General features: G+C 43.3%; 21 protein-coding genes. 5 read left to right on the forward strand and 16 right to left on the reverse strand.

Annotation, left to right across the window (positions count from 1 at the left end; translation table 11 throughout):
* Nucleotides 1–47 precede the first annotated feature (47 nt).
* The 3 genes from AX660_RS06410 to AX660_RS23440 form a co-directional block, all read right to left on the reverse strand.
* Nucleotides 48–1325 carry a glycoside hydrolase family 5 protein gene (locus AX660_RS06410; RefSeq protein ID WP_201027409.1) on the reverse strand — a complete coding sequence of 426 codons (1278 nt, stop codon included), beginning with the start codon at nucleotides 1323–1325 and terminating at the stop codon, nucleotides 48–50.
* A 211-nt stretch (nucleotides 1326–1536) separates the two neighbouring features.
* Nucleotides 1537–2682, reverse strand: a complete 1146-nt coding sequence (locus AX660_RS06415) for an AraC family transcriptional regulator (RefSeq protein WP_068374139.1) — start codon at nucleotides 2680–2682, stop codon at nucleotides 1537–1539.
* A 119-nt stretch (nucleotides 2683–2801) separates the two neighbouring features.
* Nucleotides 2802–3473: a hypothetical protein gene (locus tag AX660_RS23440; RefSeq protein ID WP_201027410.1), complete on the reverse strand. Its 672-nt coding sequence runs from the start codon at nucleotides 3471–3473 to the stop codon at nucleotides 2802–2804.
* A gap of 340 nt (nucleotides 3474–3813) precedes the next feature.
* On the opposite strand from AX660_RS23440, the gene AX660_RS06425 reads away from it, so the two are divergent.
* The 3 genes from AX660_RS06425 (at nucleotide 3814) to AX660_RS06435 (ending at nucleotide 6252) form a co-directional block, all read left to right on the forward strand.
* On the forward strand, nucleotides 3814–4794 hold the full coding sequence (locus tag AX660_RS06425) for an HPP family protein (RefSeq protein ID WP_068374142.1): 981 nt from the start codon (nucleotides 3814–3816) through the stop codon (nucleotides 4792–4794).
* Between the two features lie 69 nt (nucleotides 4795–4863).
* Nucleotides 4864–5481 (forward strand): YigZ family protein, encoded by a 618-nt coding sequence (locus AX660_RS06430; RefSeq protein WP_068375294.1) that lies wholly within the window; start codon nucleotides 4864–4866, stop codon nucleotides 5479–5481.
* Between the two features lie 81 nt (nucleotides 5482–5562).
* On the forward strand, nucleotides 5563–6252 hold the full coding sequence (locus AX660_RS06435) for a VIT1/CCC1 transporter family protein (protein WP_068374145.1): 690 nt from the start codon (nucleotides 5563–5565) through the stop codon (nucleotides 6250–6252).
* Between the two features lie 128 nt (nucleotides 6253–6380).
* On the opposite strand, the gene AX660_RS06440 is transcribed toward AX660_RS06435, so the two are convergent.
* The 6 genes from AX660_RS06440 to rpmE form a co-directional block, all read right to left on the reverse strand.
* Nucleotides 6381–7364 carry a GGDEF domain-containing protein gene (locus tag AX660_RS06440; protein ID WP_068374148.1) on the reverse strand — a complete coding sequence of 328 codons (984 nt, stop codon included), beginning with the start codon at nucleotides 7362–7364 and terminating at the stop codon, nucleotides 6381–6383.
* Nucleotides 7365–7396: 32 nt separating this feature from the next.
* Nucleotides 7397–7579, reverse strand: a complete 183-nt coding sequence (locus tag AX660_RS06445) for a hypothetical protein (RefSeq protein WP_131811762.1) — start codon at nucleotides 7577–7579, stop codon at nucleotides 7397–7399.
* Nucleotides 7580–7908: 329 nt separating this feature from the next.
* Nucleotides 7909–8250 carry a DP-EP family protein gene (locus AX660_RS06450; RefSeq protein ID WP_068374153.1) on the reverse strand — a complete coding sequence of 114 codons (342 nt, stop codon included), beginning with the start codon at nucleotides 8248–8250 and terminating at the stop codon, nucleotides 7909–7911.
* Nucleotides 8251–8263: 13 nt separating this feature from the next.
* On the reverse strand, nucleotides 8264–11554 hold the full coding sequence (locus AX660_RS06455) for an nSTAND1 domain-containing NTPase (protein ID WP_068374156.1): 3291 nt from the start codon (nucleotides 11552–11554) through the stop codon (nucleotides 8264–8266).
* A 251-nt stretch (nucleotides 11555–11805) separates the two neighbouring features.
* Complete coding sequence (locus AX660_RS06460; RefSeq protein WP_068374159.1) at nucleotides 11806–12426, reverse strand: PEP-CTERM sorting domain-containing protein; 621 nt, start codon at nucleotides 12424–12426, stop codon at nucleotides 11806–11808.
* Nucleotides 12427–12689: 263 nt separating this feature from the next.
* Complete coding sequence (gene rpmE / locus AX660_RS06465; protein WP_068374162.1) at nucleotides 12690–12914, reverse strand: 50S ribosomal protein L31; 225 nt, start codon at nucleotides 12912–12914, stop codon at nucleotides 12690–12692.
* Nucleotides 12915–13134: 220 nt separating this feature from the next.
* Between rpmE and priA the strand changes: the two genes are divergently transcribed.
* Nucleotides 13135–15315, forward strand: a complete 2181-nt coding sequence (gene priA, locus AX660_RS06470; RefSeq protein WP_068374164.1) for a primosomal protein N' — start codon at nucleotides 13135–13137, stop codon at nucleotides 15313–15315.
* An 855-nt stretch (nucleotides 15316–16170) separates the two neighbouring features.
* Nucleotides 16171–18069 (forward strand): DNA topoisomerase III, encoded by a 1899-nt coding sequence (locus AX660_RS06480; RefSeq protein ID WP_068375297.1) that lies wholly within the window; start codon nucleotides 16171–16173, stop codon nucleotides 18067–18069.
* Nucleotides 18070–18145: 76 nt separating this feature from the next.
* On the opposite strand, the gene AX660_RS06485 is transcribed toward AX660_RS06480, so the two are convergent.
* From AX660_RS06485 to ureA, 7 genes are read right to left on the reverse strand one after another with little or no spacing between them, the layout of a single operon-like run.
* Nucleotides 18146–18328, reverse strand: coding sequence for a hypothetical protein (locus tag AX660_RS06485; RefSeq protein ID WP_068374170.1), 183 nt, complete (start codon nucleotides 18326–18328; stop codon nucleotides 18146–18148).
* On the reverse strand, nucleotides 18325–18993 hold the full coding sequence (gene ureG, locus AX660_RS06490) for an urease accessory protein UreG (RefSeq protein ID WP_068374173.1): 669 nt from the start codon (nucleotides 18991–18993) through the stop codon (nucleotides 18325–18327). The genes AX660_RS06485 and ureG overlap by 4 nt, the downstream gene beginning before the upstream one ends.
* Nucleotides 18994–19004: 11 nt before the next feature.
* The gene (locus AX660_RS06495; RefSeq protein ID WP_068374176.1) at nucleotides 19005–19691 is read right to left on the reverse strand and encodes an urease accessory protein UreF; all 687 of its coding nucleotides are present in this window, start codon (nucleotides 19689–19691) and stop codon (nucleotides 19005–19007) included.
* Between the two features lie 3 nt (nucleotides 19692–19694).
* The gene (ureE, locus tag AX660_RS06500; RefSeq protein WP_068374178.1) at nucleotides 19695–20186 is read right to left on the reverse strand and encodes an urease accessory protein UreE; all 492 of its coding nucleotides are present in this window, start codon (nucleotides 20184–20186) and stop codon (nucleotides 19695–19697) included.
* Nucleotides 20187–20240: 54 nt separating this feature from the next.
* Nucleotides 20241–21944, reverse strand: coding sequence for an urease subunit alpha (ureC, locus tag AX660_RS06505; RefSeq protein WP_068374180.1), 1704 nt, complete (start codon nucleotides 21942–21944; stop codon nucleotides 20241–20243).
* Entirely contained in the window at nucleotides 21944–22273 is a 330-nt protein-coding gene (locus AX660_RS06510; RefSeq protein WP_068374183.1) for an urease subunit beta, read from the reverse strand. Before AX660_RS06510 ends, ureC begins: the two co-directional genes overlap by 1 nt.
* An 8-nt stretch (nucleotides 22274–22281) precedes the next feature.
* Nucleotides 22282–22584 (reverse strand): urease subunit gamma, encoded by a 303-nt coding sequence (gene ureA, locus AX660_RS06515; protein WP_068374186.1) that lies wholly within the window; start codon nucleotides 22582–22584, stop codon nucleotides 22282–22284.
* Nucleotides 22585–22594 lie beyond the last annotated feature (10 nt).

A 22594-nucleotide genomic window follows, 5' to 3' on the forward strand; every position in this document is an offset into this window, starting at 1 on the left:
AGATATTGCCAGACGCCACAACTAAGCTAACTAAAGTCACAGTCAGCTTAGTTTCCGCTACCATCAAGCAGTGCTTGTAAGTTTTGTTGATCAAAAACGGTATTTTGCTGGCGGTCGAAAATGCCAGAGCTCAAATTGTCGAGTGCGCCATTATCCCAATAAAAAGGGAGCAGACCGCGAGCGAGCGCCTGCTGCACCACATATTGGTGGTAATAAGCGCGTGATTTTAAATGCAGTGTTAAAGCATCGCCTGTCAAATGAGTGCGGCGTGTGGCTGAAAACTCGCCTAATACTACTGGGATCCCTACATCCACAAATTGCACTTTCATTAAGTCGAAGAGGTCATTGATAGTGTCTTCCTCGCCCCACGTTGGGTTGCGCTCGGGATCTGTAGCAGAATGATTCCCTTGGCCCCAGTAATAGAATTGCTTACCCCAGCTTTGGTCTTCTGTCATTAATGCAAAGTTGTAAGGTGTATAAAAATGCACTTCTGCCATTAGTTTGTCAGGTACGCTATCAACTGGCATTTGCCCCCAAAGTTGATAGGTTTTTTCAATATCAGTGGCTGGGCCTTGCACTACTAATACGCGATTAGCATTTTTACCGCCAGTAGCACGCACTGCATCAACAAAGGTTTGATGATAGGAATGCAATACAGCCATTTGCTCAGCATTTTCTACATTGGGTTCGTTGGCGCTGGCAAACAATAGATGTTGGTCAAACTCACGCAGATGGCTGGCGATTTGCTGCCAAAATGCTTTTTGTTTGGCGTTATTGGCCTCTTGTTTGTCTGGTGTGACATTGTTTTCTAACCAACCGCCGTCCCAGTGAATATTGATCAGTACATACAAGTTATTATCGATACAAAGTTGCACCACATCTTTGACTCGATTTAACCATTCATCACTGATTTTGGCGGTGCTTTGATCAGCGTACTGATCCCACGCTATGGGCAGCCTCACCGCATCAAATCCGCTGCTTTTAACTAATTGCAGCAGTTCATTAGAAACCTGTGGATTGCCCCAAGCAGTTTCGCCGCCAATGGCTTCCATGGTATTACCGATATTCCAGCCTAATTTAATCTTTTGCGCAATTTCACTCGCAGTACTTGCCATTCCAGTGTTGTCGGGTGCCAGGGGATCGCTGTTGTAATCTGGATAAGGACTATCTGGTGCTGGCACTTCTGGAGCAGGATCGACAGGTACAGGCACAACGGGCGGAGGTGTAACTGGTTTGGCAGTGGGCTCAGAGCCACCGCCGCCACACGCACTGAGTTGACAAAGCAACAGAGTGCAGACCGTTAATATCATCATTATATGTTTCATAATATTCTCAGACATCTTAGCAAGTTAGTGACCCCGTAACATTTTAAGAACGGGAGACAGGTTTCTGAGCAAAAGATTATATAAATCAGGGTAATAAGGGTAATTGGCGAATAAAAATTATTAACATAATGTTAAAAGTTGTAGTTTTTTTAACAATAGTTGAAGTGAGTCAGCACAAATAGGCTTGAAAAATGGTGAGATTTTTTGTCTTTCACAAATAGGATTTAAAGGTTTTAGGTGTGCAACCATATTCTTCTTTAAACAACTTGTTGAAGTAAGAAACATTTTTGTAGCCCACCGAATAAGCGATTTCGGCAATATTGGCTTCGTCTACATCCGCTAACAATCGCGCGGCCTCAGTCAAACGTAACTTGTTTAAATAGCCAGTAAAGGTAAAACCCAGTTCAGCTTTAAGAATATCGTTGATTTTGGTGCGGCTTACCCCTGTTTCTGCCATTGCTATATCGAGGCTAAGTTCAGGGTTGGCGTAGTTCGTAGCCATAAACTGCAACAAGGCTTTTTGACTTTTATCGCGCTGAGGTTCCATGCTCAGTTGTCGATAAGCGACCAAGGGACGTTCCCGTAAAAATTTGTCTTTTAGCTCAGCCGTTAATGCCTGTGCATGTTGTTTAAAGCACCACACCAGATAGGCCGCCCAAAATACAAACAAAGTGGCTGCTAATAAATATATGTACAACCAGTCGTTACCTTTTAAGTTCATTTCGCTGATTTGCACCCGGGTTGCTATTTCTTTAGGGCTTTGGCGAGTTGAGCCAATTTGAAATTTAGCCACCTTATCCAGTTGGTAATCATTCATTGAAAATTTAAGGTGGAACATTTCCAGCCACCATTGGGGCAGTTCAAGACGGGTAAGATCCAGCTCCACCTGACTCCAGTTGTCATTACAAGAAAAAAACGCGATGGGCGTACGATAGGTTAAAAAGTCCTGCTCTTGAGTGATTTGTTCGTCTAAGGTAAAAACCATAAACGTTAACTCATTGGGCACTGAGCATTTAATCATAAAACTTAAGCGGTTAAAGTTGGAAAAATCTTTAAATTCAGGCTGCCCAAGATGGTCTTCAAATACCAGAGCAATGGAAGCAGAAGGATAGTTAATAATATTGTGAATAGTAAATTCATAATCGAGGCTGTAATGAGCATCGTTAAGCTTAGAGATTGAGGTACCACCGTCATGCACATCCGTAAGACTCTCAGGATGCCAGCGAATTTCGCTTTTTTCACTAGGTAACAGTGCTACATTCAAAAAGGTGTGTTGAACACACAGATAAGTCACCACAGCGCTAAACAGCAGCGTAACAACTAATCCTGTCAGTGCCTTTTTGTAAAAATCCAACATGGTTTAGTTTGTTTTCCAATTAAGTTGTTGGTGGGCCAGTTATCACCACCTAAATGACCTGTTTGAAGTTTGAGAATATCACTATTCACCCAGAGTAAAAATGCCTAAGAAGCAAGAGGCTACCTTTGTTGTAATCGTAAAAATAACCAAGGTAAAACCAAACAAAATAAAGCAATGCTCGGGGGAGTATGAACAAAATTGACTGTTATGCTACTCACTACCGGTTTAGCAATAGAATCAGACTTAACTAAAAAGGAGCTATACAGCCTATCACCGACGGAACTAAAAACATTGTAGTTAGAGTTAAATTCTGAGCCGTAACGGTTTGCACTACCCGAACCGTTAACAAAGGCTCCGCCCATGCGAATGATATTGTTCGCGTCTGAATATAAACCATAGGAATAGTGCTGATAATATTGAGCGCCTGTAACTGCACCAAACAACGCCTGCCACTGTATTGCACTTTGATAACACAAGCTGGTATTGGCACAATTTTGTTCAAATTGATAAACAGTGCCTAATGCACCAGTAAAATTTATATTGGAAAAAATGCCATCCAATAAAGATTCAACCATGGTCGATGTTGCATATTCCCAACCTTCAAAACTAGCAGCCGCTTGTTGATAAACTAAGCCAGCTGATAAATCTAAATCTAACCATACTAAACCTGTATTTTCGTCTTTCACTGCCTTACCGTCACCGGCTAAAAAAGCATCCCATTGTTGTAAGTTGGCTTGAGCTAATGGGCTTAACAACATTAAACATAAAAACACTAATCTCTGTAAATTCACTGCGGCACTTCCGTATAGACCATAATTTACGCAGGATGATAAAGTAAATGAAAGTCAGTTTAAATGATTAAATGTCTCAATCTGAAATATAACGTATTGTTTTTATTAAATTTTATCTAAAATTGCAGAAATAAATTAAACAAACAGCTAAGTTATCAGAAGTACAGCTTGATGCTTAGCCTCCTGTAAGCCGATTAAAATTCTATAACTAAGATGCAACGTTACAACGGCACGTTATATTTTTTGCAAAAACTAGGCAAAACCAACAGATAATAGCTTGCACAGTAATCAACTTATCTTTTAGCATCGGGCACCTCTTTGGTGCACTTCGCTGACGTAAATGAAATTAAAGCATTTTTTCAATGAGTTAAGACTGATGATTGGCTATACAGTCAACTCTACCAGCCATGCAGAAAAGTTAATCTCTGCTTTGGGTGGTTTTCTCGGCATAGCCTGTGTTTTTTGGCTCACTTCATTAGTGGTTAACGCGGGTATTTTGGATCAACCAAGTAGTATTTTGGTCATTGCTTCTATGGGAGCCAGTGCAGTATTGCTGTTTGCTGTGCCACATGGGGCTTTATCGCAGCCCTGGGCGCTAGTGGGTGGTCATCTTATTTCTGGCTTGATTGGCATCAGCTGTTTTAAGTTGTTTGGCGATACCTTTGTGATCGCTGGTTTAGCCGTTGGTTTGGCCATTGCCGCCATGTATTATTTACATTGCATTCATCCACCGGGAGGAGCGACAGCACTAACTGTGGTGATGGGTGGTGCAACGATTAACGAGTTGGGATATCACTACTTATTGATCCCTGTGGCAATTAATGTAGCCGTTATTTTATTGTTCAGTGTGCTATTTAATGCATTTTTCGCCTGGCGCCGTTATCCCGCGCATTTTGCCCATAAATTCAAAAAATCTGTCTCCGTTAAACCTAGCGACAGACAATTTGAATTAACCCATGAAGACTTTGCCGCAGCGATGCAAGAGCTTGATTCTTACGTCGATATTACCCCTGAAGGGTTAAGTGATTTATTGGAGTTAGCCAAACAACACGCTGAAAAAAACATTACTCACCCCAGCGAAATTATTGCAGGGCACATGTACAGCAACGGCAAACTGGGTAGTTTGTGGAGTATTCGTCAAATCGTTGATGCCTCTCCTACCGACAGTCAGCCACATAGAGATAAGGTCATCTACAAAGTGTTAGCGGGTGACGGCGGTTATCAAACCGGTATATGTTTACGTAGCGAGTTTCATCAATGGGCTAGATTTGAAGTGATCAAACACAATCAACAGTGGATTAAAGTCGAAGCGGATGAATAATACGTTTGTCACTATGTACCGCACTAAGCATAAAATATTGTGCATGGCAAAGTGAGAGATCAATCTATCGTGAGTTCTACAAGTTACCCTGTTCCTGCCCTCTCGCGGCAAATTGAGCTTGAGGTCAAACGCAGCAAGTTTATTACCTTTGTGGCTAACACTGCAAACCGTGATGAAGCTGAAGCCTTCATTCGTTCATTACGTATCTTACACCCGCAAGCGAGTCACGTATGTTGGGCTTATATCGCTGGAGGGCCTGATACTACAGTGCGCTCGATGAGTGATGATGGCGAGCCTAGTGGTACGGCGGGCATGCCCATGCTTAAAGTCTTACAACACAGTGGCTTAGGCGATATAGTGGTAGCAGTAGTACGTTATTTTGGAGGTACTAAGCTTGGCACGGGCGGATTACAGCGCGCTTATTCTGATGCGGTTGCTGCGGTATTAAAAGATTTACCACTGAGCGTAAAAGTCAGTCGAACTAAGCTCAACATGGTATATGACTACCCATACGAAGGTACTGTAGCACGTATATTGGCCCGTTTTGATGTGGCAGAAACGCACTCAGATTACGGACAACAAATAGCAACTCAAGTGGCGGTAGCCAGTGCAGAGTTGCAGGTTTTACGAACGGAATTAGTCAATAACACAGCCGGTCAAATTGATATTCAAGTGGCTAACGACTGATACTAATATTTAATTCCCACTGAATTCGGCATCTTCAGGTTGTTTGGGTATAAAGCCCATGTGTTACTACTAGGATTTCAATTGACTTTTAATCACGAACATAAAGCCCAGAGCATTGGTTGGATAAGAGCCGCAGTTTTAGGTGCTAACGATGGCATAGTATCTACTGCAAGTTTAATTGTGGGCATTGCGGCATCTGGAGTGGCAGCTGATCATTTGTTTTTGGTGGGATTGGCTGCTTTAGTTGCAGGAGCCATGTCTATGGCTGCTGGTGAATATGTCTCTGTCAGTTCACAAAGCGATATTGAGCAGGCTGAATTGGCCCTTGAACAACAACATATTGACGAGAATTGGACAGCAGAAGTCCATGAGCTGGCCGCTATTTATCGCCAACGAGGTTTAGATGCGGAGTTAGCCTTAACGGTGGCAAAAAAATTAATGGCTGTTGATCCTCTAGGTAGTCATGCAAGAGATGAACTTGGCATTACTGAGCTAACTCAAAGTAAGCCCTTACAAGCGGCATTTTCGTCTGCAACATCCTTTGCGGTGGGGGCATTTTTCCCACTATTAACGGTGCTACTATTTGATGATTCACTGCTCATTCCCATGGTTATTGTTATCTCGCTGTTCTCTTTGTGTATGTTAGGTTGTGTGTCGGCGCAAGTAGGTGGCGCACCAAAAAGGAAAGCTGCTTTACGCGTAATATTTTGGGGCGCATTAGCGATGTTGGTGTCGGTGGGTGTTGGTCAATGGTTTGAAGTGCCAGTGTAGCTGTTGTTAAAAAAGACCAAGGTATATACCCAAACAACTTGAAGATACGAATTCTGCATCTTCAAGTGGCTTGGGTATAGACTTTCGCCTATCCTTGGCCAAGATGTTGATTGGTACTGTGTCGGATTTTACAAACTCACGTTAATTCTGTTTCTACCTTCTGCTTTAGCGCGATAAAGTGCGGTATCTGCTGCACAAATCAGCGCTTCGGGCGTGCGATATTGACCACCTTGTTCGCAGGCTATGCCTTGACTAACACTCACTCTAAAGGTCGAGGGTAAGCCTAGTTCGCTAAAGTTAATGATGTTGATTTGCTGCTGAATAAGTCTAGCTACTGCCGTAGCACTTGTGGCATGACTACGAGGTAAAATGACTGCAAATTCTTCACCGCCATAACGGGCAGCTAGGCTGTCGCTAGAGGGCAAACAGGCCTCAATAGTCCTGGCGATTTTTTGCAAACATTTATCGCCATTTACATGGCCAAATTGGTCGTTGAAGTGTTTAAAATAATCCACATCGATTAAAATCAAACTAATGGGCTGCGCGTTGACTATGCTGTCATTCCAGCTTTTATTCAGGGTTTTTTCTAAATTAAATCGATTAGCTAGGCCTGTTAGATGATCGGTGCTGGCCTGCCGACGTAATTCACTGTATTCCGCTTTATGTTGAGTTAAATTGTGCAATACCCCAACAAACAAAACACTCCCTTCTGTCAGTGACTCGGGTAGGCACGAAATAGACAGGTCTGCTTCCAACCACGAGTTATCTGCTCTAGTTAACAAGACTTCTTTGGGGCCATGATTGAGGGGGAGTTTTTTATTATCCTTCCAATTCAAAAAGATATATTCGTAGTGCTCACGATGTCTGTCATGTAAAAAATTAAACCAGCGTTGCCCCACTAAAGCATCTTGCGAACTGCCAAAAAACTTGGCGGCAATTGGGTTTATGACTTCAATCACACCATCAGCATTGACGACAAAAATACCTTCAGCAATCACATTGATCATATTAATAAAGGAACTCATTTTTTGGTTAGCAAGTGAAGTGCAAAATTTCTCAATCACTGAGCTGTCTTCGCTATTAATTCGGCTGATTTTATTGGTCTGAGTCATTCATCATTCCTTGGCGAATATAGGGCAGCAAGTTACTTGGCTCGAACAGAAAAATTAAAATATAACTTGAGTAAAAACGCCATGATGACGGGAACGCATACAACATTGAGTACGATGAATGCGATGGTCAGGGTTGAAGTGGAAAAGCCCATTTGGGTGACATAACCCAATAAAGTAAGTAAGCCAATATAGATAATTAGTATGAGTTTCATCATTATTCTCCAACACTTCTTTCAAATAAATCTAACGATTAAGGTGAAAAGTTGCCTTAAGTGTTAGTGCTAATCTAAGCCACTACGTTGTAGTGCTCAGTTCGATGATGAGAAGTCTAGAGAAATAATGTGTTTATAACCTTCCGGTAATCTTCTGATTTTATGTCTTTGTTTTTATTGATTTAATTTCTATTTTAATGTGTTCGGAAGGTTAGGTAATTGGAGATGTAGCAACAAAAAAGCTGGCTTTACGGCCAGCGTTTTAGTGTTTGACGTGTCTATTTGGTCAGGCTTAATGGTGGTTAGTATTGGAAACCGTTTAAAACTAAGATCTATTTTGGGCCTTTGTTAATAATTTTGGGATCAGGGCTAGCATAGGTATTGCCGTATGTGTCTTGCACAACAAGCTGCACACCGATGGTTTCACTATCTGCATCGGTATCACTTAGAGTAAGAGTTTGGTTTCCATGAGAAAGAACGGGAGTTATGTCTCTAGATGCATCTACCGGTACATAAGAGATCAATGGATCTTTAAACGTTAAATCTGGAACACATCCACTTAATGTAAAAACTAAATCAGTCGTTTCTGTGACGTTATAAGGGCCATCTGGGGCATAACTAAACGACGCTTCGCCATTGCTTATATTGACTGTCACACTGACATTGATACTCATTTTTATTTTCCTTTTAGTGGGTAAAATTGAAATTGGTCACCTGCATTGATAATAAAGCTGCAATTTCTTCGGGTATGAATTCTAGTTTATTTAGGCAACTATGCGCTCTTGCATAAGGAAGCAAATATTCTACATTTCGGCTGACTTTAACTAAGGGGCTAAGGAGCTTAATTGCCTCTTCGCAGACTTGGCTGCTTTGTTCAACTTGATTATTTTTAGCAAACTGTTTGGCTTTTAAAAGTGTTAATTCAGCTAAACCTAGTTGGTATTCCGCATCCATTTTGTTTATTGAGGAGTAGTTAGATAAATAACGTGATGTTTTATCAATCAGTTCGCTACTTTTATTCCATGCATTATTACTTTGGTAATATTCGATTAAATACGCAAAATTCATAAGCCCAATGCTCGTTTCATTGAAAATCTCAGTAGTATATTGTTCAACTAAAGTAGGGCTGACACCATTGTCTACACTGTCTTTTCCAATCAATATTTTAATTTTGAATATTTCGATCTTTAAAAGAGCGTTTTTCCAATCCTGATTTTCTGAATCTTGCTGCAAAATGGTTTTTAGAGTTTCTGTGGACAGTACGGCCTTATTGTAGGCATTATCGTATTTCCCTAGGTAATTAAGTAACCTTGCCTGATGCCAATGAGAATAAGCCAATATTTCAAGAGAAGCGGCGTTATCAGGATCATATTGCAGCCCTAACTCGATTTCCTGCTGAGCTTCTTGGTGTAATTTCAACGCCAGTGAAAGATGCCCTAAAGCTTGTTCGGTGGTCGCTAGCCAAGATAAAGTATCTGATTTATCCAAACGTAAAACAGGATCTTGCGGTTGTTTAGCTATGGTTCGTTCGATAATAGTGAGCGAAGAGGTAAAAGCATCATAGGATTCAGTGTATTTCAACTGTTTCAAAAATAAAGAGCCTAAAGTGCTATAGGCATAATAGAGCTCAGTCCAAGTCTCGATGTTGTCTGGGGCAATCTGATTCATCTTTTCACTGTATTGTTGATACAACTCAAATAAAGGCTGTGCAGTTGAATAATCATTTCGGTCATAGGCCAGTTGACCTAACCAAAAGGCATTCGCGCCTAGTGTTTTTAATAGTTCTAGTTTATCTGGCTGTTGTGCATACAATTTATCGAGAATGATTTTAGTCGCGACAAAAGCTTGCTGTGCTTCATCATTTTTACCCCGTGAATAAGCCACTTCGCCCATAGCACTCAAAGTTTGTGCATGTTGATAACGGGCTTTGAAGTTTTGCTCCGTATTGGCAAAAGGTAGCAGTGAGGCGTCTTCAGTGATTTCATCTTGCTGGCTAAAATACTCCAAGGCTTTATTGCTAATGCCATCCAGTAAGTCCATGCGTTTTACGCTACGTAGTTTGTCGGCAAACTCACCTACCATAAAACCCAGTAAGCTTTCTGCCTCTAGCCTTTTTTGTTGAGCCACACTTTGGGATTCTTGGCTTTTGATGCTCATTAAAACCGAGGTAAAAGACAAAATACACAGTAATACGATGGCTGCGCCCGTTGACCAGCGTTTAGTTTTCGCGCGTTTCACTGAGCTTTTAATTAGCGTCTGCTCGTGGTTATCAAGGATAAAGGTACCGCTGTGTTGTAGGCTTAAGGCCTCTTGTAAGGGTTTACCTTCGGCCAATAAAAACGCTGTGCTTTTGCCTTCATTTAACCAGCGTTGGGTCAGTATATGTAAGCGGCTTTTAATCGCCAGACTGTCTTGATGTTCTACGATCCATTCGCTCGCTCGTGACCAGCGGCGTAACAGGGCTTCGTGGGCCAAACTAAAACAGGCTTCATCGTTTTGTAGGTGAGAGACAAATAAACGACTGTCGACCATGGCTTGTACAAATGCGCTTTGGTTTACTTGTTTGAGCTGCGACCAGCGCGCGGCACGGCTGGTAATGGTTTCGCCGTCTGGGTTTAAGGTGACTAATAATGATAAGACATAGGCGAGTTGTAGTTGCTGCTCTTGCGGAAGCTGTTGATAAATCTCTTCAGCTTTTTTACCTATGGCGCCTTCAATACCACCTAAATCTTGATAAACACTAAACAACAATTCATCTTGTTCACTACGTTGCAAATACAGTTCTTGCAAGGTGTATTGCAACATGGGTAGCGAATCAGGATGTTGCGCCGCTTCAGCACATAAAATTTCATCAAGTGGTGTGGCGCTGCTGGGGTCTTGCGACCAACTTAAGTTAGCTGCGATGGCGGGCAAGCGGATCATCTGCATGAGATCGGTGCGCTTAGGCGGCATTAAATCAAAATGCGCACCGTTATCTTTACCTGCCATTAAACTCGGATGGCTCACCACTAAGGGGTAAAAGTCATTGCGACAGGCACTAAACACCAAAATACAACCTGAGGTGGCGAGTGTTTCAATAAGCTTTAAAAATAGGTTTCTTTCATTTTCGCTAAATAAAGGTGAGGAAAGCAGCACTTCAAGACGGTCGATAAACAAAAAAAAGTGTGGTTTAGCAAACTGCTTAGGCGCACGACTTAGCGCCTGTTTGCATTGCTTGAGCACGCTATCACAGTCATGTTGCAGTAGCTCTGCAAGGCTATCGGCACTGAGGCCGTCAAATACCGGCTGGTCGGCAATATCCCAATCAAGTAGGGCAGAGGCCAAATCAATAAATAACCGTTGTTGGTTAATGTCAGCAAAATCTAAACCGCTATAGGACACTGCGCCAATACCATCGTAACCATTACGATGCAGTAATTTGGGTAACAGACCAGCGTTAATTAACGAGGATTTACCTGTACCACTGGGGCCTAAGATCAAACAAAAGCCCCGGCCAAAGTTAATCTGTTTAGACACCCGCTCTAATAAGGTGCTGATTTGCTCATTACGACCAAAAAATACCTGAGCTTCTTTTGGCTCAAAGGCACTTAATCCCGGAAAAGGCGACTCTCCTTGCCAATTACTTTGTTGGGCTTTTAATTCGTCATTTAAAGGAAAGTTGAGCTGCGCAATAATACGATAACCACGTTTACGAATGGTTTCGATGTAAGTGGGCTCAGAGGGTTTGTCGTCAAAAGCTTTACGCAGTTGGTTGATGGCTTTGTGTACAGGGTTATCGCCCATTGCAACATCACCCCAACATTGGTTGGCAATCTCGTCTGCACTGAGTACTTCGCCTTGTTGTTGGCAAAGTACTAACAGCACATCCATTGCCTTGGGCTCAAGCTGCTTAACAACATCACCGCAGCGTACGCTGTTGGTACTAGGCGATACCTGCCACTCACCTAAAAAGAAATGTCGATGGGTTTTTAACACCACTTGTTTAACCTGGGCTCATCAAGGTTAATAACCTTGATACATATTACGTAAACAAAAGTGAGTAGGGACATGGCGCATCATATTCTTCTTTTTATTAGGCTGCGTGTGCCAAGCGGGCACAGGGTAAATGCCAATATACGTGATAATAATCTATAGATCACCTAGGTTTTATAGGCTTAATTTGTAAAATTCAGCAATCAACAGGCACAAAAAAAGGCGCTAAACAGCGCCTTTTTGTTATCTAAACTGAATTAGTTTTTACGACGTTTACCCAAAGCTAAAGCAATAAGACTTAAGCTTAATAATGCCAAAGGCGCAGGCTCAGGAACTTCTGCAAGTGTTCCGAATACATCCAATTTTGCATCAGCTAATCTAAAATTTTGGTTACCCAAGCCTAAATGAGCGAACCATAAGTAAAAATTTTGGTTATCTACAATTTTATCAAAAACATTGTTGTTCACTACGTTGAACGTAAAGCTTTGGGTAAGTGATCCATATGCAGGGATAAGTGTCTGCAAATCTAACAGTTGAGTGGCATCGGTACTAGAGGTAGAGGCCGCAGGGCGAACAGTCCACCATTCAGCAATGCCAAGTGTTCTTGAAAAAGATAAAGTCAGTTCAAAATAATCGATTGTGTCATAATTGATCGAAGATAAATCAAACAAATCATAAAAACGCTGACAGTTGGATGAGTTTCTAATCGTAACCGAATCGCTATTCATAGTATCGCAAGAGTTAGCCGAGTTCAGACTACTAGCTGTGTATTGAGAACCATAGTCATGGGTAATTGAACCAATGAGCGAGGCTTGAGAAAAAGTGGCGATTAAACTTAAGCTGGTGATTGCGGCTATCTTAACAAAAATATTTTTCATACTACTTCCTTAAAAAATGACAACATTTGTTTGGAATAAACTAAAAATCAACAAGGTAAAACTGTCTTAGCAATTAATTGGCCATGTTTGTTATTTTAGATAAAAATTATTTATCATGCTGTTTTTTATATATTTATTTTTTCTATTCAAAATATTTTTTGGCAGATTCAAAAGTGCTGTGTAAAATATTTTGACATTCCTGGCGTAAAATTTAGGCACAAAAAAAGGCGCTTATTAGCGCCTTTTTCCGTTCGAACTAACGATTATTCAGCAGTTGTCTTTTTAGACAAAGCAGTAAAACGTTTGTTGAACTTCTCGATACGACCACCGGTATCTACGTTACGTTGTTTACCAGTATAAAACGGGTGACAAGCAGAACATACGTCAAGGTTAAGTGGTTTCTTAACAGTAGAACGAACTTTGATTACGTTTCCGCAAGCACAAGTTGCAGTCATAACTTGATAATCGGGATGAATACCTTCTTTCATGGGGTTACCTCTTAGTTAAGGCCGTATCGCCATCCAACCCGAAGTTGAACACCATACGAAAATTAAATTCAATTTGATAAGCTTTACGGGCTTGCCGCAAAGTGGCGCGCATATTAATGTACCTGCCTTATGTGATCAAGGCTTTTGCTGTTTTTATCAACAATAGTGCGGCTTTGATTTGCTGATCTGTGATTTTTTAAGCGAGTTGTTAAAAAGCTAGATGACCATTCTGCGTATTGCTTTACCCATTCCCAAACGCCAGTTGTTTGATTATAGCTATCAAGGCCAAACTCCTGAGCTGGGTTGTCGTGTACAAGTTCCTTTTGGCAGTAGAACTTTAGTCGGGGTGGTATGGGAAATTGCCGAGCAATCTCAATGGCCAGAAAACAAACTTAAGGCAGTGATCAAACTGCTCGACACTCAAGCAGTGTTTAATTCTACTCAGCTTAAATTATGTCAGTGGTTAGCCAGTTATTATAAACATCCTATTGGGGATGTAGTGCAAACCGCCCTACCTGTGGCCCTGCGTAAAGGCGTGGCAAATCAGCAAAAACTACAGCAATACTGGTGTTTGACTGAGCAAGCTACAAAGCTTGAACTGAGCGAGCTAAAACGCGCACCCAAACAACAGGCTTTAATCGAGACTTTGCGTCACGCGACCATGGAAAAATCCCAAGTTAATCAGGATTTTGGTTCTGCAACGAGTAAGGCGCTATTAAACAAAGGATTAATCGAATTAGTTGAACAATCCTACGAGGATGGTGAGCCTTGGTCGGCGCAAATCAAAATAAGCGAAAAACCTCAAGCCAATGTGCAACAAGCTTTAGCGATTAGTAGCATTGAAGCAAAACTGGGCGAATTCGGCTGCTTTTTATTAGAAGGCGTTACCGGTAGCGGTAAAACCGAAGTGTATTTACAAGCCATCGAATCGGTATTGTTACGCGGCCAACAAGTCTTGATCTTAGTGCCAGAAATAGGCCTTACGCCCCAAACGGTTTATCGTTTTAAACATCGATTTGGTATACAGGTGGGAGTATTACATTCTGCCTTGACCGATAACGAACGTTTAGAGGTATGGCAACAAAGCGCCCTTGGCCAGCTCGGTTTAATTATTGGTACTCGCTCTGCAATTTTTACCCCCATGCTTAAACCCGGTTTGCTTATCGTCGATGAAGAGCACGATTCATCTTATAAACAGCAAGACGGTCTGCGTTACCACGCCCGCGATCTGGCGGTGATGCGCGCCCATACTGAAAATATCCCTTTGGTGCTTGGTACCGCCACACCAGCACTCGAAACCCTAAACAATGCCTTAAGTGGCAAATACCAACATTTACAATTACCGGTCAGAGCCGGTGATGCTGCCATGGCACGTCAGCAAGTGTTTGATATTCGCCAGCAACCTCTGGAATTTGGTTTAGCCAAAGGCATGTTAGAGCGAGTGGCCCTGCATCTTAAGCAAGGCTCTCAGGTGATGTTGTTTATTAACCGCCGTGGTTATGCGCCAGCCTTGGTATGTCATAGCTGTGGCCACGTTGAACAATGTCATAGCTGTAACAAGCCTTTCACTCTGCATAAGAGTTTATACAAGTTGCAATGCCACCATTGTGCGGCGGCTAAGCCAATACCTAAACGTTGCGAAAATTGTCATTCTGGCGAGCTAACATCACAAGGTGTGGGGACTGAACAACTTGAACAAGGTTTGGCAGACTATTTCCCCGCTTACAAAAGTGTGCGCATCGACAGCGATACTACCCGCGGCAAAAACAAACTCGACGATATGCTGAATAAGATTAACAACAACGAATTTCAGTTGTTAATCGGCACTCAGATCTTATCCAAAGGTCATCATTTTCCTAATGTCACTTTGGTGATCATCCTCGATGTAGATGGTGCCTTGTTTAGCGCCGACTACCGCGCCGCTGAGCATCTGGCGCAGCTCATTACCCAATTAGCAGGACGAGCAGGCCGAGCCGAAAAACCCGGTGAAATGTGGTTGCAAACTCACGACCCAGCCCACCCTTTATTGCAAGATTTAATCAATAACGGTTATGGCCACTTTGCTCGTTATGCCCTGCTTGAGCGCCAGCAAGCCAACTTGCCACCCTATAGTTTTCAAGCCTTGTTCAAAGCCCAAGCTCTGAGCGCCCGTGATGCTCATGAGTTTTTACAACAAGTCGCTGACTTTTTTAGTGGTGCAGAAGGTGTGATGTGTTTAGGGCCCATCCCCGCCTTGATGGAAAAGCGCCAAGGTCAGTACCGCATGCAACTGTTATTACAAAGCAATCAGCGCGGTTTATTGCAACAAGCGCTTAATCAACATGTTGGCTCGGTTGAGGCCTTGCCGTTGGCGACTAAGGTGCGTTGGTCGCTGGATGTGGATCCGCAGGATTTTAGCTAGCGCAGCGGTAGAAGATGCGCTTTGCTTATAAAGCTATGGCCTGCGGCCACAAGGCATCGCTGCGCGACATAGCATTCGCTTCGCTCACCGCAATCCATTGCGTTTTTCAACCGCCATCCCTAGCTGTCGAGCATACTTTTTTGCAACAGCTCCAAAAAGTAGCCAAAAAACGCCGCTCTCCAACCAACTTTCTAAACCAGAAATGGCTCCTGATTTGAATTCAGAGTAAACACGTCCGTGATGATCGGCACCCAGTCTCGCCTTCCATGGCGAGCCGTTCAACTGGGCGCAACTTCTTTGCTAAAAATACCAGTTTCACCCTGTTTGGACATTTGACAAGCCGAAACTTCTATCGGGAACGTTGGAGTCGAGAGAAAATCAAAAGCATCGGCTTCGCCGACAAAATTAGTGTGTGTGCCTGTTTGTGGTGCGCATGTATATTGTTGTAGAGCTTGGAACTCAGAAACCTTCGGTTAAGAGTTTAAGCTACCTCACACAAATCCATCTCTAGATATGACGTGCTGAGTTGAAAGAAATTATGCTGCCATATCCGCTCAGCCGACGACGTATCGTTTCAATAGTACTTTGCTCGACTATGGGATTAAATTTCAGGAACGTTTAGATCACTCATATCGTTGTCTTTATGAAGTGAGTGGCGATAAGGCTTACATCATGTTGATATTACATTCCAGACAAGATCTTGTGAGTGCCTTATATCGCCATCTAATTATCCGCAATGTGAACTAATTCCAGACATAAAACATCACGCCTTTTATGTTTACCAACTTTTGACAAAGCTTGTTACTATACTGTTTTTTCATCCAGTTACTTTTTTATGATCGTTTATATCGCCCTATGATTGTTTATATTGCCGAAAAACCCAGTTTAGGTCGTGCTATTGCGCAGGCCTTTGGTGGTCAGCAACAAAAACGTGATGGTTATATTGAGCTGGCCAACGGCGATTGTGTTACCTGGTGTATTGGTCATTTATTGGAGCAGGCCGAACCGGATAAATATGATCCAGCCTTTGCTAAATGGGCCTTACAGCATTTGCCCATCGTACCCACAAAATGGCAATTGGTACCAAAAAAGAATACCCAAAAACAACTCACTGTAGTCAAACGCCTGTTAAAAACCGCGAGCCATATCGTCAACGCTGGTGATCCTGATCGAGAGGGTCAACTGCTGGTGGATGAAGTTATTACCTATTGCGGCGTCAAAGCCGCCTTGATTGAAAGCGCGGGGCGACTCTTGATCAACGATTTAAACACCTCTGCGGTGCAAAAAGCGCTGCAAAATATGCGTTCTAATAAAGAGTTTGTTGGTTTGTCTACCTCAGCGCTGGCGCGTTCTCGAGCCGATTGGTTATACGGCTTAAACCTAACGCGTGCTTATACTTTGTTAGGCCAGCGTGGTGGTTATAGCGGTGTATTGTCGGTAGGGCGAGTGCAAACACCGGTATTAGGTTTGGTGGTTAGGCGCGACCAAGAGATCGCCAATTTTGTGTCTAAACCCTTTTTTGAGGTGATCGCCACCTTAGAAACACAACAGAAAGTGAGCTTTAGCGCTAAGTGGCAACCTAGTGAAGCTTGCGAGCCTTATCAAGATGAAGAGGGCCGCGTGCTGTCGCGTAAACTCGCGCAAACCGTGGTAGATAAAACCCGTGGTCAACCTGCCTTAGTAAAAGACTATAAAGCCCAGAGCAAACAAAGCCCCCCGCCTTTGCCCTATAGTTTGTCGGCCTTGCAAATTGACGGCTCTAAACGTTTTAACTTATCGCCCAAGGCGGTATTAGATATCTGTCAATCTTTGTACGAAAATCATCAACTCATTACCTATCCTCGCTCGGATTCACGTTATTTGCCCAAAGAACATTTTTCCCAAGCTCGCTCGGTATTAAATGCTATTAAAAATAATGTACCCAGTTATGCAGGCGCGGTGGAAAAAGCTAATCCGGCACTAAAATCTAAAGCGTGGGACGACAGTAAAGTGGATGCTCACCACGCGATTATCCCCACCACTCGTACTCGGGCAGTTGCCAGTTTACGTGGTGATGAAGCTAAAATTTATCAGCTCATTGCTAACCAATATTTGATGCAGTTTTATGGCCCACATCAATATCAAGAACAAATCGCCAAGATTGATATTGCAGGGGGTGTGTTTATCGCTAAGGGCAAAACGACCCTAGAACTCGGCTGGTTAGCCTTGACTATCAGAGACAACAACAAAGTTGAAATGGTATTGCCAACACTAACCAAGGGCGAGCCTTTGCAGTGTATTGACTCGCAACTTGTTGAAAAACAAACCTCAGCCCCTAAACATTTTACTGATGCGACCTTATTGGCGGCCATGACTGGTATTGCCCGTTATGTGCAAGACAGTGAGATTAAAAAAATCCTTAAAGATACGGATGGCCTTGGTACCGAAGCCACTCGCGCGTCGATTATCGATTTGTTATTTAAACGTCAGTTTATGCAAAAAGTGGGTAAAGAAATCCATGCTACAGACACAGGTAAGGCACTGATCAATGCTTTACCCAGCGAAACGACTCATCCGGATATGACAGCGATTTGGGAGTCGAATTTAGACAAAATATCCCAACGGCAAATGCGCTACGAAGCCTTTATGCAGCCCTTAACCGAATCGATAACGCAGTTGATTAAGGGCAGTCAGCAATTGGATACCAGTCAGTTTGCAGGCTTGGCAAGGGCCAAACCTGCAGGTAAGAAGCGTTTTTATAAGAAGAAATCTTAAAATATGTGTTGCGTCAATCTTGTCGCTTCGTAACGTTAAAATGGATAACTACACAAACGCAGTTGATCACCCCCCTTTATTCTGCTGACTTATTTTTAGCTTGCCACCAGCGATAGCCTTTGACTGCGACAACCACAGCTAACAGCCAAAACAATACATGAAATACGTAATGCCAGTTATTGTCTGCCATGCCGTGTCCGGGATGTGCCATCACTAATGAGGTAAATAATAGTTGGCTTAGGGCGATTAATTTTTTCATGCAGATACTCCTTGCACTAGATGGGTTTGAGTGGTCGGTGAGGGTACTAACATGCCCTCTACTTCAATAAATTTAATAATTTCTGCTAAACCATGGCCGCTTTTTAAGTTGCTGAAGACAAAAGGTTTTCCCTTACGCATACGGGTTGAATCTTCGTCCATTACTTTTAAAGACGCGCCTACCAAGGGGGCTAAATCAATTTTATTAATGATCAATAAATCGGATTTAGTAATGCCCGGCCCACCTTTACGGGGGATTTTGTCGCCTGCGGAAACATCGATTACATAGAGGGTTAAGTCGGATAATTCAGGGCTAAAAGTGGCACTAAGGTTATCGCCACCACTTTCGACCAATACAAAATCTAAGTCGGCATGACGTTGTTGTAACTCGTCAATGGCCGCTAAATTCATTGAAGCATCTTCACGAATGGCGGTATGGGGGCAGCCACCGGTTTCAACACCGATAATGCGATCAGCATCCAAGGCACCATGACGAGTAAGAAACTGAGCGTCTTCGTGGGTATAAATGTCGTTGGTGACCACGGCCATATTGTATTTATCCCTAAGGGCTAAACACAGTTCACGCAGTAGCGCGGTTTTACCTGAACCTACCGGACCACCGACGCCAATTCTTAAAGTTTGTTTTTTTGTGATCTGTTTTTCCATAATCAGCTCTCCTATGAGCGAAATAATCGTGAATATTGTTGTTCATGCCAACTGCTGGCCATGCTTAAACCCACCAAAGATTGGCCCAATTGTGAGGCTGGGCCACGTTGATAATTGTCTACGCAGTGGGGGATGACAGCGGCTAGTTTAAACAGTAAATTTTGACTTTGAGTTTGCCCTAAAGGCACCAATTTAGTGGCTGCAGCAATTTGGTTGTCGATGTAGGTCCAAGCAAAACCGGTCAACATGTCAGCATGTTGCACATCAAATAAACACGCGGCCAAGGCAAAACTGCTGATAAAACTCAAAGACTGGTAATCTTGCATCACAGCAAAATATGGGTGAGTTTGTAACTCGTCTAAATTGCCTAATAAACGCAACATGGCCTTACCCATGGCGAGATCGGCCATTAATATTTCGCTGCTTTCGCGGGTCGCTTTGATCCAGTCTTCGTTATGGGCAAAGTCTTCAAGTTCTTGGTTTTGTAAGGCACTAAACTGCGCCGCTAACAAAGGTAAGTCGCTACGCAACATGGCTTGTTGCAGGTAGGTATGGCACCAGTCATAGGTGCTCTCGGCACTGTCTACCCAGCCTAGTTCAACGGCTTGCTCTAAACCTTGGGAAAAGGAAAACCCGCCCACAGGTAAATTGGCACTGCACAGTTGCAACAAACGGGTAAGCGCTAAGCTACTGGTCATAAACTAGTGATCATGGCCGTGGTGATCGTCGTTATGATGAGCATGACCGTGGTTATGACCGGACACACTTAAACCATTGTAAGCGCCATTTTCTGGTTCAAATATGGCGCTTTCATCACTCACACTACAACCTAATTGCTGTACCAGTTCACTTAATACATGGTCGGGTTTAAAACGTAACCAGCGCTCGCCAACTTGTAACTTAGTATGGCGATTACCCAAGTGATAACAGACCTTGGCAAAGGTCAGCCAATCATCACAACTAGCGGTGGTCACTGGCTCCAAAGCGCCGAGTACTTGCACATGCTGGCCACAATCTGACTTTAATACTTCGTTGATCAACAGGGGTTTGCCCCGTTCGATAAAAATACCGGCGTCTAAGCCTTTGTCAGTGGTGATTTTAATCCGCGCTTTTTGTCGTGTATCGTAATCCAGTGTCACACTGTCGTTAGGCACATGATGTACATGGCTCAAACGGGTACTGATCTGCAACATCGTTTTTTCCTTCAAAAAATATAAGCGGCGTGTTTTGGAATAAACATGCCTTGTCTAAAACAAACAATAGCGCTGAGCCAAAGGTAATACCGCCATGGGTTCGCACGTTAATAATTCGCCATTGGCGCGCACTTCGTAAGTTTGTGCGTCAACCTCAATTTTGGGCAACCAGTCATTGAGTATCATGTCTTTTTTACCAATGTTACGGGTATTGATACAAGCCGAAGTCAAGCGTCGCATGCCAATCTTGGCAGGTACACCAGCTTTAATCGAGGCTGCAGACATAAAGGTAATCGAAAGACTAGCGGCTGCGCCCCCCATACTGCCAAACATGGGGCGATAATAAACCGGTTGTGGCGTAGGAATAGAAGCATTGGGGTCACCCATAGGTGCAGCGGCAATAAATCCCGACTTTAAAATCAAGCTGGGTTTAATACCAAAAAAGGCTGGCTTCCATAACACCAAGTCAGCCATTTTTCCCACTTCGATGGAGCCTACTTCATGGCTAATACCGTGGCTGATGGCCGGATTAATGGTGTATTTAGCGACATAACGTTTGGCACGAAAGTTGTCATTTTGCTCGGTATCCGGCACCAATGGTCCCCGTTGCACCTTCATTTTATGGGCGGTTTGCCAAGTACGAGTGATCATTTCACCCACACGTCCCATGGCTTGTGAGTCAGAAGCAATCATGCTGATAGCACCTAAGTCATGCAAGATGTCTTCGGCGGCAATACTTTCTTTACGAATACGCGAGTCAGCAAAAGCCACATCTTCCGGAATCGAAGGATCAAGATGATGGCACACCATCAACATATCTAAATGTTCGTCTATGGTATTAATGGTGTAAGGTCGTGTCGGGTTAGTGGACGAGGGCAGTACATTGGCTTCGCCACAGGCACGGATAATATCCGGTGAATGGCCACCACCGGCACCTTCAGTGTGGTAAGTATGGATAGTACGGCCCTTAAAAGCGCCTATGGTATCTTCAACAAAACCTGACTCATTTAGCGTGTCGGTATGAATGGCTACTTGCACATCATATTGATCTGCCACTGCCAAACAATTATCGATAGAGGCTGGACTAGTGCCCCAATCTTCATGCAATTTTAATCCACAAACCCCAGCCTCAATTTGCTCAATAATCGGGCCGGGTAAACTCACATTACCTTTGCCCAGAAAACCGAAGTTCATTGGCATGTCTTGCGTCGCCAATAACATTTTTTCCATATTCCATGGGCCGGGCGTGCAAGTAGTCGCATTAGTTCCCGTCGCTGGGCCAGTGCCACCACCTATCATAGTAGTGACACCTGACATCAGTGCTTCATCAACCTGCTGAGGGCAGATAAAATGAATATGGGCATCGATGCCACCGGCAGTTAATATTTTGCCTTCACCAGCAATAATTTCGGTGCTGGCACCGATGGCGATGGTCACACCATTTTGAATGTCGGGATTACCGGCTTTACCTATACCACTTATGCGCCCTTGTTTAATGGCCACATCGGCTTTAACTATGCCCCAGGTATCTAAAATCAGGGCATTGGTGATGACTAAATCTGGCACATCGGCATAACCCAACTGGCTTTGCCCCATGCCATCACGAATAACTTTACCGCCACCAAATTTCACTTCTTCGCCGTATAAGGTGAAGTCTTTTTCTACTTCAATAATCAGCTCGGTATCGGCTAAACGTACACGGTCGCCAACGGTTGGGCCAAACATATGGGCATAAGAATAACGGTCAATTTTAGCCATTAATTATTCTCCTTTTTTGCAGCATCCAACTGGCGCATCACTTCACCACGAAAACCAAAAATGCTGCGGCTGCCACCAAGTTCGACCAGTTCAACGGTTCTGGCTTGTCCGGGTTCAAAACGCACGGCGGTACCTGCAGTAATATTTAAACGCCAGCCCAAAGTGGCATCACGTTCAAACTGCAAGGCAGGGTTCACTTCATAAAAATGGTAATGAGAGCCTACTTGAATGGGGCGGTCACCGCTATTGATCACCTGCACACTTTGGGTGTTAGCACCTACATTAAAAACGATGTCGCCAGCGGCAGGAAAAATTTCTCCGGGGATCATGTGAGCTCCTAAACTATTGGATTGTGTACGGTGACCAACTTGGTACCGTCAGGAAATGTCGCTTCAACTTGCACGTCTTCAATGAGTTCACTAATGCCATCCATCACTTGCTCGGTGGTGAGTAAAGTGCGGCCATAGTCCATTAAATCGGCGACCGTTCTGCCGTCTCTGGCACCTTCTAATATGTGCAGCGAAATATAAGCAATAGCTTCCGGATAATTGAGCTTTAAACCACGATTTAGACGGCGCTCAGCTAATAATCCGGCGGTAAATAACAGTAATTTGTCTTTTTCTCTGGGTAATAATTCCACAGCTAACCTC

Source organism: Paraglaciecola hydrolytica (assembly GCF_001565895.1).
Taxonomy (GTDB): Bacteria; Pseudomonadota; Gammaproteobacteria; order Enterobacterales; family Alteromonadaceae; genus Paraglaciecola; species Paraglaciecola hydrolytica.

Coding starts and splice junctions, on each gene's coding strand:
- AX660_RS06425 (WP_068374142.1), top strand. CDS start 3,814: ATGAAATTAAAGCATTTTTTCAATGAGTTAAGACTGATGATTGGCTAT.
- AX660_RS06480 (WP_068375297.1), top strand. CDS start 16,171: ATGATTGTTTATATTGCCGAAAAACCCAGTTTAGGTCGTGCTATTGCG.
- rpmE (WP_068374162.1), bottom strand. CDS start 12,914: ATGAAAGAAGGTATTCATCCCGATTATCAAGTTATGACTGCAACTTGT.
- AX660_RS06495 (WP_068374176.1), bottom strand. CDS start 19,691: ATGACCAGTAGCTTAGCGCTTACCCGTTTGTTGCAACTGTGCAGTGCC.
- AX660_RS06415 (WP_068374139.1), bottom strand. CDS start 2,682: ATGTTGGATTTTTACAAAAAGGCACTGACAGGATTAGTTGTTACGCTG.
- AX660_RS06485 (WP_068374170.1), bottom strand. CDS start 18,328: ATGAAAAAATTAATCGCCCTAAGCCAACTATTATTTACCTCATTAGTG.
- AX660_RS06450 (WP_068374153.1), bottom strand. CDS start 8,250: ATGAGTATCAATGTCAGTGTGACAGTCAATATAAGCAATGGCGAAGCG.
- ureC (WP_068374180.1), bottom strand. CDS start 21,944: ATGGCTAAAATTGACCGTTATTCTTATGCCCATATGTTTGGCCCAACC.
- ureE (WP_068374178.1), bottom strand. CDS start 20,186: ATGTTGCAGATCAGTACCCGTTTGAGCCATGTACATCATGTGCCTAAC.
- AX660_RS06440 (WP_068374148.1), bottom strand. CDS start 7,364: ATGACTCAGACCAATAAAATCAGCCGAATTAATAGCGAAGACAGCTCA.
- priA (WP_068374164.1), top strand. CDS start 13,135: ATGACCATTCTGCGTATTGCTTTACCCATTCCCAAACGCCAGTTGTTT.
- AX660_RS06460 (WP_068374159.1), bottom strand. CDS start 12,426: ATGAAAAATATTTTTGTTAAGATAGCCGCAATCACCAGCTTAAGTTTA.
- AX660_RS06510 (WP_068374183.1), bottom strand. CDS start 22,273: ATGATCCCCGGAGAAATTTTTCCTGCCGCTGGCGACATCGTTTTTAAT.
- ureG (WP_068374173.1), bottom strand. CDS start 18,993: ATGGAAAAACAGATCACAAAAAAACAAACTTTAAGAATTGGCGTCGGT.
- AX660_RS06410 (WP_201027409.1), bottom strand. CDS start 1,325: ATGAAACATATAATGATGATATTAACGGTCTGCACTCTGTTGCTTTGT.
- AX660_RS06445 (WP_131811762.1), bottom strand. CDS start 7,579: ATGATGAAACTCATACTAATTATCTATATTGGCTTACTTACTTTATTG.